The sequence below is a fragment of the Putridiphycobacter roseus genome, assembly GCF_003234935.1.
Classification (GTDB): Bacteria; Bacteroidota; Bacteroidia; order Flavobacteriales_D; family Crocinitomicaceae; genus Putridiphycobacter; species Putridiphycobacter roseus.
On sequence record NZ_QKSB01000009.1, the window covers coordinates 126,179 to 139,089 of the forward strand.

11 protein-coding genes are annotated in these 12,911 nt (G+C 34.3%); 7 read left to right on the top strand and 4 right to left on the bottom strand.

The features are described from left to right. Window positions 1-16 precede the first annotated feature (16 nt). Window positions 17-358 carry an arsenate reductase (glutaredoxin) gene (gene arsC, locus DNU06_RS13740; protein WP_111064068.1) on the bottom strand — a complete coding sequence of 114 codons (342 nt, stop codon included), beginning with the start codon at window positions 356-358 and terminating at the stop codon, window positions 17-19. A gap of 1,100 nt (window positions 359-1,458) precedes the next feature. Between arsC and DNU06_RS18210 the strand changes: the two genes are divergently transcribed. Together DNU06_RS18210 and gpmI are read left to right on the top strand one after the other, a co-directional pair. After that, entirely contained in the window at window positions 1,459-2,031 is a 573-nt protein-coding gene (locus DNU06_RS18210) for a T9SS type A sorting domain-containing protein (protein ID WP_394342452.1), read from the top strand. Between the two features lie 99 nt (window positions 2,032-2,130). Further along, on the top strand, window positions 2,131-3,630 hold the full coding sequence (gene gpmI / locus DNU06_RS13750) for a 2,3-bisphosphoglycerate-independent phosphoglycerate mutase (RefSeq protein ID WP_111064070.1): 1,500 nt from the start codon (window positions 2,131-2,133) through the stop codon (window positions 3,628-3,630). On the opposite strand, the gene mce is transcribed toward gpmI, so the two are convergent. Next, window positions 3,631-4,029, bottom strand: a complete 399-nt coding sequence (gene mce / locus DNU06_RS13755; RefSeq protein ID WP_111064071.1) for a methylmalonyl-CoA epimerase — start codon at window positions 4,027-4,029, stop codon at window positions 3,631-3,633. It abuts the gene before it with no gap. A 10-nt stretch (window positions 4,030-4,039) separates the two neighbouring features. After that, window positions 4,040-4,849 (bottom strand): hypothetical protein, encoded by an 810-nt coding sequence (locus DNU06_RS13760; RefSeq protein WP_146239253.1) that lies wholly within the window; start codon window positions 4,847-4,849, stop codon window positions 4,040-4,042. Between the two features lie 209 nt (window positions 4,850-5,058). On the opposite strand from DNU06_RS13760, the gene hemW reads away from it, so the two are divergent. The 5 genes from hemW (at window position 5,059) to DNU06_RS13785 (ending at window position 11,043) form a co-directional block, all read left to right on the top strand. Next, complete coding sequence (gene hemW / locus DNU06_RS13765; RefSeq protein WP_111064073.1) at window positions 5,059-6,183, top strand: radical SAM family heme chaperone HemW; 1,125 nt, start codon at window positions 5,059-5,061, stop codon at window positions 6,181-6,183. A 28-nt stretch (window positions 6,184-6,211) separates the two neighbouring features. Further along, window positions 6,212-6,694: a GAF domain-containing protein gene (locus DNU06_RS13770; protein ID WP_111064074.1), complete on the top strand. Its 483-nt coding sequence runs from the start codon at window positions 6,212-6,214 to the stop codon at window positions 6,692-6,694. Beyond that, on the top strand, window positions 6,688-8,277 hold the full coding sequence (locus DNU06_RS13775; RefSeq protein ID WP_111064075.1) for an Ig-like domain-containing protein: 1,590 nt from the start codon (window positions 6,688-6,690) through the stop codon (window positions 8,275-8,277). The genes DNU06_RS13770 and DNU06_RS13775 overlap by 7 nt, the downstream gene beginning before the upstream one ends. A gap of 36 nt (window positions 8,278-8,313) precedes the next feature. Continuing rightward, window positions 8,314-10,110 (top strand): excinuclease ABC subunit UvrC, encoded by a 1,797-nt coding sequence (gene uvrC, locus DNU06_RS13780; RefSeq protein WP_111064076.1) that lies wholly within the window; start codon window positions 8,314-8,316, stop codon window positions 10,108-10,110. A gap of 171 nt (window positions 10,111-10,281) precedes the next feature. Continuing rightward, a complete protein-coding gene (locus DNU06_RS13785) occupies window positions 10,282-11,043 on the top strand; it encodes a polysaccharide lyase (RefSeq protein WP_111064077.1) in 762 nt (253 codons plus the stop codon). 438 nt (window positions 11,044-11,481) lie between these two features. Here the strand turns inward: DNU06_RS13785 and DNU06_RS13790 are convergent, their stop codons facing one another. After that, window positions 11,482-12,468 carry a hypothetical protein gene (locus DNU06_RS13790; protein ID WP_111064078.1) on the bottom strand — a complete coding sequence of 329 codons (987 nt, stop codon included), beginning with the start codon at window positions 12,466-12,468 and terminating at the stop codon, window positions 11,482-11,484. Window positions 12,469-12,911: the final 443 nt, after the last annotated feature.

Below are 12,911 nucleotides of genomic sequence, written 5' to 3' on the forward strand. Positions count from 1 at the left end.
CTGGGTTTTGTTATGCTTAAATAATTTCTAATACTTTACTCGGTGGTCGACCAATTACCACCTTATCACCGTTGATTACAATAGGTCTTTCTATTAATTTAGGATTTGCAAGCATCACTTGAATCCATTCTTCATCACTCAAGGTTTTCCCTTTAAAATTATCTTTAAATATTTGCTCCCCTTTTCTAATCAATGCCAATGGTGCAATGCCTAATTTTTCAAGAATAAAACGGAGTTCCTGCGCTGGCACTGCTTCCTCTAAATATGGAAAAACTTCAAATTCTTTTACCTGTTCTTCTATAATAGCAAGCGTTTCTCTACTTTTACTACAACGGTTATTATGGTATATCTTTAGCATATTTTTTTTGGATAAAAATAACTGTTTTCTACTGTTTAAAGGTGCTTAAAATTTAAATAAAAAAATTTAACTATATTTAACTTATACAAAAGAAGAAAAAATAGCTGCTAATTATCAGATGACTAGAACCAATATTTTTTTTGGTATCATATTTGTGTTATGCTCTTTGAACGAAAACAAAATCTATGAAATATATTTACATTTTAAGTCTCTTCCTTATATTTCCTATATTAAGTCAGGCCCAATTTAGCAAGCCAATGGGGCGAAACACTGCTAAAGCACCTATTTGGGGTAATCAAACGAAATCAAGTACTGCAGTATGCGGTGCATATTACAACAACTACGTTGGATTAGGAAAAATGACCAATGTTAGAATAGAAAGTATGCGTACTGGTAACGCAACAGAAGCCGGGCAATATAATGGCCGTGCGCAAAAATATAACGCACCCCAACCAATAGAAGTGAGTGGGGTTGAATTTTACGCATATATTTTAAACAATCCTGCAATGGATTCCATTATGGTAATTACCACTTTAAATAATTACGACGCTACTGGAAATACCTTAGGTACTGAGTTGGCAAGGGACACAGTTTATGTTAAACATAATTCATTTGACCCATTCACTACCCCATTACCAAATATTGCAGTACAAAGTACCTTTGACGTACCAGTTACAGTTACTAGTGAATACATGGTCACCATGACAACACCTACAGATGATTCTTTAAAAATTATTGCGAATGATTTTAACACCAATGATGGACAGGGTGACAATATGGGATACGCCCTTTATGACAACGTAAACTATCCTACTTATTATGGTTGGTACGATATGATTGCTGATTTTGCTGCAGATTATGACTTTTTAATTTCACCAAAAGTAAAATACAGTCAATACGATACCTTAATAATAGAAGATACGGTGATTTGTCCGACTAACGATTTATTTTGTTTAAATTACATACAAAGTGGGGTTAACTTCAACAAACAATACAACGCCAACTATTCATCCCCATACGCCTCAGTTAGTATGGCTTGGGGAGATGGCAACACGACATTAGATACCGCATTTGCTTGTCACTTTTATAATACTACTGGCATGCATACTGTACAATTAAAAGATACCTTGAGCCTTTGGAATTATTCGGCACCAGACTGTCCAATTGAAATTACTAAAACCATTGAAGTTTTAGATACCATACAAGTGGACTTCACCTATACATTAACTGGAAATACTGCCAATTTTACAACCATTGCAACGGGAGTTGATTCTGTTTGGTGGGATTTTGGAGACGCTTCAACAGGCAACAATCAATTAAACCCTACGCACACTTATTCAGGTCCAGGCAATTACACCGTTTGGCTATATAGTTATAATGAATGCATGACAAGAACCGTAATTAAAACCATTACTATTAAAACATCTGGTATTAATAACACTACAGTATCAACACCTCAATTTTATCCAAACCCAGCCAGTTCACAATTAAAATTTGAAGGAGAAATTCTTCAGTTAAAAGTGATCAATATTGCTGGAGAAACTGTATATTCAAATAAAAATGTACATCAAAACTTTTTATTAGATGTGAGTACATTTTCGAATGGTACCTATTTTGTAAGTATTGAAAATTCAAATGATACATACACTAAAAAATTAGTAATAAGACACTAAATCATAATTAACCCTATGATTTAAGCATCAAAATTTAATATTTTGGTGCTTTTTTTATTTTATATACCGACCTTTGTACAAGTATATAAAAAGAATATAATGCGTAAAGTTGCACTTTTAATTTTAGACGGCTGGGGACATGGTAACCATTCAAAATCAGATGGTATATATAATGCCAACACCCCTTTTATCGACTCCTTAGAAAAAACCAAACCCAATTCGGAATTAGTAACCTACGGTACTGCAGTTGGTTTACCCGAGGGACAAATGGGAAATTCGGAAGTTGGCCATTTAAATATTGGTGCTGGTAGAATTGTCTATCAAGAATTAACCCGTATCAATCATGCGGTGGAAACAGGTACATTTCAAAACAATAAAACCATTTTACAGATTTTTGATCGGGTGAAAAAAAACGGGAAAAAGCTACACTTCATGGGCTTAATGTCAGATGGAGGCGTTCATTCTTCCCAAGAACATTTATTTGAATTGTGTAAAATGGCAAAGGCCCATGGTCTTGAAAGAGTATATATTCATGCCTTTACAGATGGAAGAGATTGCGACCCACATGCGGGTATTCATCAAATAAAAAAATTAAGTGCCGCTATTGCCCAATCTACAGGCAAAATTGCAACGCTTATTGGTCGATACTATGCCATGGACAGAGATAACCGTTGGGAGCGTATTAAATTAGCTTATGATGCCATGGTAAAAGGCGTTGGTGATTCTTTTGACAACCCAGAAGCAGCTATCAAACATTCCTATGCATCTGATGTAAGTGATGAATTTATTACACCAAAAATAATTGATGCAGCTGGTAACATAGAAGCAGGAGACAGTGTAATATGTTTTAATTTTAGAACCGATCGCTGTCGCGAAATTTCGACGGTGCTGACACAACGTCCAGAGTTGGATATGAAACCGTTAGATATTGATTACACGACCATGACAAATTACGATCATTCTTTTAAAAATGTAAACGTAATTTTTGAAAAAGATGATTTAAAAAATACTTTAGGGGAAATAGTAGCCAATGCCGGTTTAACACAAGTGAGAATTGCAGAAACAGAAAAATACCCACATGTTACTTTTTTCTTTTCTGGCGGCAGAGAAAAGCCTTTTGAAAATGAAAAAAGATTACTGATCAACTCTCCAAAAGTAGCCACTTACGATTTACAACCTGAAATGAGTGCCCCTGAAATTACGGCATCCATATGTACTGAAATGGAAACGAACCAACCCGACTTTATTTGCTTAAATTTTGCCAATACCGACATGGTTGGTCATACAGGTAATTATGAGGCCATTTTAAAAGCAGCTGAAACAGTAGATGGTTGCGCTAAAACTATAGTGGAATTAGGTGAAAAATTAGGATACGACTTTGTTATTATTGCAGATCATGGTAATTCTGATTTTGCCATTAATCCAGATGGAACACCAAACACTGCACACTCCTTAAACCCAGTACCAGTAATTGTTTTATCCGATAAAACAAGCAAAGTAAAAGCAGGCAGTTTAAGAGATGTTGCACCCACTATTCTAGACCTAATGGGAGTTGCTCAACCAAAAGAAATGACTGGCACTTCTCTTATTGAGCAATAATTATACTATTTCCTGACAAAGTTCTACTAATACACTATTAGTAGACTTTGGATGTAAAAAAGCAATCCTTTTATTGTCCGCACCAAGTTTAGGCATTTCATGAATCATTTTAAAACCCTTATTGGTTAGTCTTACAATTTCCGCATCAATATCTTTTACTTCAAAAGCAATGTGGTGAATGCCTTCTCCTTTTTTTTCAATAAACTTTGCAATTGGACTATCGGGATTAGTAGCCTGTAATAATTCAATTTTAGATTCTCCCACTTGAAAAAAAGAAGTCATCACTCCTTCGGAGGCAACGGACTCCATTTTATAATGCGGTGCATCAAACAAATCGGCAAATAATTGGTTTGAATCTTCAATATTTTTAACGGCTATACCTATGTGTTCTATTTTCATGCTACTTTGCTTATCCTTTTATAAATTTTTCACTCTTATTATCGTAATTAATATAATAGGCTCCTTTTCTTAAATTTGAACAATCCACTTCACTCGCCAATCCTTTTTTAACAATATTTCCATACGCATCAAATATCTCGAACTTGGTCACCATAGCAACACCTTCTGCACTAAATTTAATGACATCCTTCACTCGCTTAGGGAAAAAATTAGGTGCTTGAATACTCGAATTCACAAACTTAATAGGTTCGGAAACGCGTTTCTTTCCAGAATGATCTATTTGCACCACTCTTAATTGATTTTCACCTGAATGTGGAGAAACTTTAAAACTATAATTATTTAAAGTGTTCAAGCCTATACCATTTACTTGTCCTACCACTACCCATTTATTCCACCTGTATTGTTCTATTATAAAGGCCAGTTTACCCGACTCATTAAGGGTAGACCAAGTAAAGTTCCCATCAGCCGAACAAGACATTTCCTTGATTTCGAAAGTACTTTTAGGCAATAAAACTTCTGGATTTAATATTTTAGGTTTACAACCAATACCATGTTCCAGCACAATAAATACAAGATCGCCAATTTTTATATCTAACTCATCAAACCCAATTTCAAAAGCAGGTTTCTGAACAGACTCAACTATAGGCTTACCATTTACAGTTACTTGTGTAACACAAAATCCAAAACCATCTTCATCTTCAGGGTTTTGAATAAATAAACTTTTACCTTGATAATGTCCTTCTAGAGATAAATTCGCAAACAAACCTAGTGTCTGAAACATCAGTAGAAACACAATAAGACCCCCTTTTAAAATCTGCATAGTTTTTAGTGTAAATAGTTAACAGTTAATGTTTTCTAGTGAAAGCATCCCGCCAGTCAACCAAAACAAATATAAGTTTATTTTTAATATATACTCCTATTTTCGACCGAATTTCTATTCCTTAGCGAGGATAGAATAGCAACACTTTATGTTTTAAAATAACCTTTCGCAACACTTACCCCTTGGACTTAATTGTGTAAATTTGCAAAGTGGCAGGTATCTATATTCATATTCCTTTTTGCAAAATAAAATGTCATTATTGTGACTTTCATTTTTCGGTAAAACACAATAATATTCCAGATATGTTAGTGGCCATTAAAAAGGAATTATTGGACAAAGCAGATTATGCGGAACAAGACGTAATAAATACTATTTATTTTGGAGGCGGTACCCCAAGCTTGATTGAACCGAAGGAAATAAAAGCCATTTTAGAGGTGATAAAAGCCAACTACACCTTAGGTACTTCTGTGGAATATACCTTAGAATGTAATCCGGATGATTTATCTAAAAACATTTTAGAGGCCTATCAACTAATTGGGATTAATAGATTGAGCATAGGCATACAAAGTTTTGATGAGGACCAATTAACATTTTTAAATAGGGCGCACAAAGCAGCCGAAGCTATAGACTGCATTGAAATAGCGCAAGCTGTTGGATTTAAAAATATTACTATTGATTTAATTTATGGTTTGCCAAATACAGATGAAGTATACTGGCAGCGTCAAGTAGACTTAGCCACGCAACTAAATGTACCCCATATTTCAGCCTATTGTTTAACTTTTGAAGAGAAAACCGTGTTTGGTCATTTATTAAAAACAGGGAAAATTAAACCATTGGAAGACGAACCCATTCAAAAGCAATTTCAAATATTAACAGAAACCTTAAGATCGGCTGGATTCGAGCAATACGAAATATCCAATTTCGCAAAAGATGGTTTTATTTCTAAACACAATTCAGCTTATTGGAAAGGCGTTAAATACATAGGGATTGGTCCTTCTGCCCATTCTTTTAACGGTAAAACCAGACAGTGGAACATTGCTAATAATGCATTATACATACAAAAAGTAAAGAACAACATAAGCTATTACGAAGTAGAAACATTAAGTGACCAAGATCATTTTAATGAATATATATTGACCCAGCTACGCACCAAATGGGGTTTAAGTTTGGCCACCATTGCAGCACAATTTCCAAATTATTTAACATCATTTAAAAGTGGTATAGAAAAATTTTGCGAATCGGGTGACGTTATAGTGCAAGACAGAACTTACACCTTGACAGAAAAAGGAAAATTAATTGCAGATTACATCAGCAGTGATTTGTTTATCGTTTAAACTTTTAAAATGCGTAATTTTGTGACCTATGGCAGAAAACATCTTGATAAGCAAGGGTAATAAATCAGAAAAATATGAAAGTTTATTGCCTCAAATAAAAGCATTAATTGCAGGGGAGACGAATTTAGTCGCCAATTTGGCTAATATTTCAGCAGTACTTAAACAAACTTTCGGTTGGTTTTGGGTTGGTTTTTATTTAGTCGATTCAAAAGAGGAATTGGTACTTGGACCATTTCAAGGAGAATTAGCTTGTACAAGAATACGCTTAAACAAGGGAGTTTGCGGTACAGCATGGGCGACTGAAAAAACCATTATTGTAGCAGATGTAGATGCTTTCCCAGGACATATAGCCTGCAGTTCTGCCAGTAAATCTGAAATAGTTGTCCCTGTATTTAAAAACGGTCACATTACAATGGTTTTAGATGTAGACAGCGACCACCATGATGACTTTGACAATGTGGATCAACAATATTTAGAAAAATTAGCGACTATAATTAGCGAAATATGTTAAAAATAATTGGTCTAGGAATACTCCTATTTATCTTGCATGGCTGTGCACAAATTAACCCTTTAACTGGTGGTGAAAAAGATACATTTGCCCCAAAATTTGTATTGGAAAAAACTTTTCCGCAGCCTGGTCAATTGAATTATACAGGCAAAACCATTCATTTACATTTTGATGAGTTTGTGGTATTAAAAAATCAAACCACTGCCATCACCATTACGCCACAACCTCCTACTACCCCATTAATAAGCAGTAAAAACAAAAAAGTAATCATTCAATTTAACGAAGACTTAGAAGAAAACACCACCTACTCCATTGGGTTTAACGGTGCCATTGCCGATTATAACGAAGGCAACGATTCCATTTTTCAATATGTCTTTTCTACTGGAAGCTATATTGATTCTTGCTCTTTTATAGGTAGCATTAAAGATGGCTTTACTAACCTCCCACAAAAATCGGTGCTTATTGGATTATACCGTCAAAATTTAACCGAAGATTTTGATTCCATTCCTATTAAAAATAAACCCACCTATATTGGCCAATCCGACCTCAATGGAAATTTTAAATTACAATACATCAAAGCTGGAATTTATACTGCCTTTGCTTTTGAAGACCTGGACAGGAATCTATTGTACAATCCTAAAGTAGAAAGCATTGCCTTTTTATCAAAAAAAGAAATTAATTTAATGGATGCCGTTTCAGATACTGTCCTTTTTAAATTGTTTAAACCAACCTCCAAAGACACCCTAATTGATTCCTACGAATTAAACTATCCTGGTCGACTTAAAATAATATTTAATGCGACACCAAAAAATTTAAAGGTACACACCCAGCAGTTACTAGTACAAGAAAATACGGGCTCTAAAGACTCTGTAGTGTATTGGATGACCGAAAAGTATAAAAATAATGATCCCATTATAATTCAATTCAATAACCAGACAGATACCATCCAACCAATCATGAAAAACCTACCCAAGAAGGTAGCACCACTAACGATTGAAAATAATTTAAAAAATGGTAAATTATTACCAAAAGACACTTTAACCCTTAGCTTTAGTGAACCCATTGGTAAATTTGATGAGTCTGGTATTAGGCTATTTGATAAAGACTCTTCCGCACTAACCTATACGGTACAGAAAATAGATGCAAGACAATTTCAATTTCTGTTCGACAAGGAGAAAGCCCATTATTTAACTTTGGATTCTGCCGCCACAAAATCTATTTTATCGAGTAGTACCAATGATAAAACAAGCATTAATTTGGTCTTTCATTCCCTTAAATATTTAGGTAATTTAAAGTTAACTTTAAAAACAGATAGCTTGATTAATGGCGTATTACAAATATACACCAAAGCAGAAAAAATTATATTTGAAGCTAGCTACAGTGATACTTTACAACAGTATAACCTTACAGAATTAGAGCCTGGAGAATACTATTTAAGATTTATAAATGATATAGATACAAATAAGCGGTTTACACCAGGTGATTTTCATGAGAATAGGCAACCAGAAACAGTTTATTACCACACTTCCCCTGTTAAAGTACGTTCTAATTGGGACTTTGAATTAACTTGGTCGATTAATTTGTGACCTGTATTGTCTTTATAAATTATTAAATTTGGTACCATGGATTCTATCAAAGATAAACTCAAAACCATTCCCAATAGTCCAGGTGTTTATCAGTATTATGATAAAAACGAAACCATCCTCTACATTGGCAAGGCCAAGAACCTCAAAAAAAGAGTCAGTTCCTATTTTAATCGCAATTTAGAAAACGGGAAGACAAAAATATTGGTCCGCAAAATAGTAGACATTAAGTACATTGTGGTAGAAACCGAAACAGATGCTTTACTGTTAGAGAGTAACCTTATCAAAAAGTACCAACCCAAGTACAATATTTTATTAAAGGACGACAAATCCTATCCTTGGATTTGCATTAAAAAGGAACGGTTTCCAAGAGTTATAACTACCCGAAAAGTAATTAAAGATGGTTCGGAATATTTTGGTCCCTACACCAACGTAAAAATAATGTATACCTTACTCGATCTATTAAAAAACCTATATCCTTTAAGGACATGTAATTTTGATTTATCGAAACAAAACATTGCACAAAAAAAATATAAAGTTTGCTTGGAGTATCACATTGGAAATTGTTTAGCCCCATGTGTGGGTAAAGAAACGGAAGCTAATTATGCGAGATATATCGACGAAATTAGAAACATTTTAAAAGGAAATATTAAGTCGGTATTAAAGGAATTAGAAAAATTAATGCATGATTTTGCGGCAGAATTGAAATTTGAAGAAGCAGCAGATATCAAGGAAAAAATAGCACTTTTATCTAAATACCATGCTAAATCCATTGTGGTAAGTCCTACCATTCATAATGTGGATGTCATTACCATGATTAATGACGAAAAATCGGCTTTCGTAAATTACTTTAAAGTAGTAAATGGCGCCATTATTCAAGGTTTTACCTTAGAAATTAAAAAACGATTAGACGAACAAGCCAGTGAAATATTACCCCTTGCATTAATGGACATGCGGGCAAGGTATGGGGATGAATCCAATGAAATTTTAACCTCCGAAAAGTTTAATTTTCCTTTTAAAGACGTAAAGCTCTCCGTACCTCAACGGGGCGACAAAAAAACATTGGTAGAATTATCTCTTAGAAATGCAAAGTATTTTAAACTAGAAAAATTAAAGCAAGAAAAACTAAAAAATCCAGAAGTCCATACCGAAAGGATATTGAATACCATTCAAAAGGATTTACATTTAAAAGAGTTACCTACACACATAGAGTGTTTTGACAACTCGAACTTTCAAGGGACAAATGCGGTAGCAGCCTGTGTGGTTTTTAAAAACGCCAAACCCAGCGCCAAAGATTATCGCCATTTCAATATTAAGACAGTTGAAGGGCCAGATGATTTCGCTTCCATGACCGAAGTAGTTTACAGACGTTATAAGCGCATGGTTGATGAAAACCAACCATTACCTCAGTTAATTGTAATTGATGGCGGAAAAGGACAGCTGAGTGCCGCAGTAAAAAGTTTAGACGACCTAAATTTAAGGGGACAAATTGCCATCATTGGTATTGCGAAAAGATTAGAAGAAATTTTCTTTCCGGGCGATTCCATTCCAATTTATTTAGACAAGCGTTCGGAAAGTTTAAGGGTCATACAGCATTTGCGTAATGAAGCCCACCGTTTTGGCATCACCCATCACCGCAACAAGAGAAGTAAAAATGCCATCCAGTCTGAATTGACAGAAATACCTGGTATAGGCGAAAAAACCACCATTGACCTCATCCGTTTCTTTAAGTCAGTAAAACGGGTAAAAGCAGCCAGCGAAAAAGAACTGGTAGAAGCCGTGGGTTATTCCAAGGCAAAACTGGTCTACAACTTTTTTCAAGGAGAAGAAGAATAAGTCAAGTAACATTCATAGCAAAATAAAGTACTTTATTTATCAAGTTATTAAGGCCATAAATTTTTCACCGAGTGGTTGAAATAATGCAACAAAATGCTATTTACCACAAAAAAATTACGTGGGTAACAGATTTTGATTTACCTTATACCTTTTAAATAAATCCTGTATAATATGAGCCAAAAAATAATTGTTTTTACCATGAGCTGCTTGGTAGTATTATTCTGTTCCTGCAATAAAAAAAGTATTGAAAAAAGATCCTTTACTTCCTCCTTTGAAAGTGTAGATGATTTTGCCGGATTTTATTTGACCCCACAAGGACATAAGGGCACGAGCTATCATGAATTGTCAGACAGCATAGTACATAGCGGCAATTTCTCCCACAAAGCATGGATTGATGGGGCTAACTCGCCATCTATCGACGAAAATAATAACCACAGAGGTTATCCCGCTATACAACTTCAAAAAACAGTTGATGGCGCTTTTACCTCTCCCTGTTACATTACACTTTGGGTATATTTAGACATTGAATTACAAGCCAGTCCAGATGGCGGAGAAGACGATTGGTTTAGTTTTGCTACTTTTTCAGATGATGAATCCGATAATTGGAAAAGAACCGTATTGGTAAATTTAAGTCATGATGGCTTTGTGCACTTACAAAATGTACCCAAACAAGGCGTTCAAGTCCATGAATTTCAAACCAAGAGTATAACCTTTCCGCAAAAGGAATGGGTAGAGCTTAAAATGTATATCGATTTCACAAATAAAGGCTATGCAAAAGTTTGGCAAAATGGAACCTTGGTTTCCCACGCAAAAATTGATAAAATTAAAAACCGACTTGCACAGGCACATTTTGGCATGTATTGTTCTCCACAATTGACCAAAGGAGTGGTATACAATGACGACTTAAGCATAGAAATGGTAGATTCGGAATAAATGTAGTCTACTATTTTTGAGGCCGATTACCTTCCAATTGACCCATAAAAAAACCATCTAAATTAGTACAACATAATCAAGTATGTCAAACTATTTTTAAAATAACCTTTAGGTCAAACAAGAGCAAATCAACTCCTTATTAATCCATATTGGAAATGATAAATTATGTATTGCCATTTATTCAGCTGAAAACCTTCGAATAATCGCCTTAATCGAAAATGATAACCCAGCAAAAACACTTCAGGCAATTAGCACATACAACCAAGACCTAACGGCACTTAAAACACATTTTCAGTTTCCATCAGGTAACCTTATTCAATACGAAGTTAACGCCCCTCGAGATAAATGGGTGAACCAACCAGTAAATGAAATAAAACTAGACAGAAGCTATGACAATTGGCCTTTACTAAATGGTGCATTTAAAAAAGACTAACCGTCTTATTGCACTTTACCGAAACCTAGTCCAAATTTTAATTCTAGAAAAGTAGCATTATTATCGACTATGGTACTGTAACCCATATTACCGTTTTGATAAGAAGGTTCGATACCTATGCCAACACCCCAGTTAAAAAAGATATTTGGGTGTTTTCCAAAAGCCCTTAACCTATCAAAAGATAATCTGAATCCAAAATTATTAAATGCTGCGTCTACTCCAACCGTTGCAGGATCAAAAACGACAGTTGAAGTAGTATGTCCTTCAGTATCCGTAACCTCAGTTTCTTTAGCAATATTTGCACCAGTAGGGGTACCAAAAAGTACTTTTAAAGACAAACTAGATTCTGTCAAAATATTCCTAGTTCTTTCATTCATAGTAAGTTTATAATGTCTGGTTTTATAATAGCTTAACCCTGCAGTCAAAGACAATGCACTTTGACCCAACACATAATAATTGTCGTTTAAGTTTGTATAAAAGTTGTTCAATACAGTAAACTGACTGTAATTAATACCGCCATCCAACAATAGTGCTTTTCTCAAACTTAGAGGTGTTTTAACTAAGTAGCTGGTTTTCAATGAACTGTCATAATCGCTATCGACTTGAATCTTTTTTTCTTTAAATTTATGAGAAGAAACAAGGGTATAATGAATTTCTGATGACATATTTATTGTCGAATTCGCGCCATCCAAAAATGCATCTTCCAGTTTAAATTTATTATAATCCTGAAAAATAGAAAAATAGAAAATACCATCCACAAAAATTTCATCTGAAATGATATACTTTGGCTTAATGGTAAGTCCTGAGGAAATATCATTTACTATCAACATGTTATAATCTACTGCTACGTGCCAATCTGGCAATCTATAAGGATCATCAAAATGGTTGGTCAATTCCACCACATTGCCATCTTCAAAGGTAAATACTTCCGTCTTTTGGCCAATTCCCAAAGTTAAATGACTTAAAACTAATAGTAAAATAAGTTGTTTCATATCTCTTGTTTCTGTGGCAAAAGTAATATTTAAAATAAATTAACCTAATTAATAAAGTAACATAAACACTATCAGATGGAATAATGGCTATATTTTACCCTGAAAAAATAGCCATTAATAGTGTTTTGTAACATAATTCAAAAATAAATAACGAACAAAAGCTATCTGATTTCAGTGCGGCCTTGGATAGCCTTTGACTAGCCCCTTTTAGTTACTATCTTTTCACCATACCACCAGCCCTAGTAAAAAAGGAGTTTTTCCTGTCTTTTTCTAATGTACTCACTTTGTAGGTTTTAATTTTTATATTTGTTGTATTGCAGAGAAAAAGACAACTGGGTAAAAACCAGTGTTGGTTTTTACCCAGTTGTTAACTACAAGCTGGTATAAATTAATACTAGAACTAACACTCAACCTTTAAACGATTATAACGTTATAACTATATG

Bases quoted from the DNA above. Each gene is read 5' to 3' on its own strand.
- DNU06_RS13785 (WP_111064077.1), top strand. From the start codon at position 10,282: ATGAGCCAAAAAATAATTGTTTTTACCATGAGCTGCTTGGTAGTATTA.
- DNU06_RS18210 (WP_394342452.1), top strand. From the start codon at position 1,459: ATGCATACTGTACAATTAAAAGATACCTTGAGCCTTTGGAATTATTCG.
- DNU06_RS13790 (WP_111064078.1), bottom strand. From the start codon at position 12,468: ATGAAACAACTTATTTTACTATTAGTTTTAAGTCATTTAACTTTGGGA.
- DNU06_RS13775 (WP_111064075.1), top strand. From the start codon at position 6,688: ATGTTAAAAATAATTGGTCTAGGAATACTCCTATTTATCTTGCATGGC.
- uvrC (WP_111064076.1), top strand. From the start codon at position 8,314: ATGGATTCTATCAAAGATAAACTCAAAACCATTCCCAATAGTCCAGGT.
- DNU06_RS13760 (WP_146239253.1), bottom strand. From the start codon at position 4,849: ATGCAGATTTTAAAAGGGGGTCTTATTGTGTTTCTACTGATGTTTCAG.
- arsC (WP_111064068.1), bottom strand. From the start codon at position 358: ATGCTAAAGATATACCATAATAACCGTTGTAGTAAAAGTAGAGAAACG.
- mce (WP_111064071.1), bottom strand. From the start codon at position 4,029: ATGAAAATAGAACACATAGGTATAGCCGTTAAAAATATTGAAGATTCA.
- DNU06_RS13770 (WP_111064074.1), top strand. From the start codon at position 6,212: ATGGCAGAAAACATCTTGATAAGCAAGGGTAATAAATCAGAAAAATAT.
- gpmI (WP_111064070.1), top strand. From the start codon at position 2,131: ATGCGTAAAGTTGCACTTTTAATTTTAGACGGCTGGGGACATGGTAAC.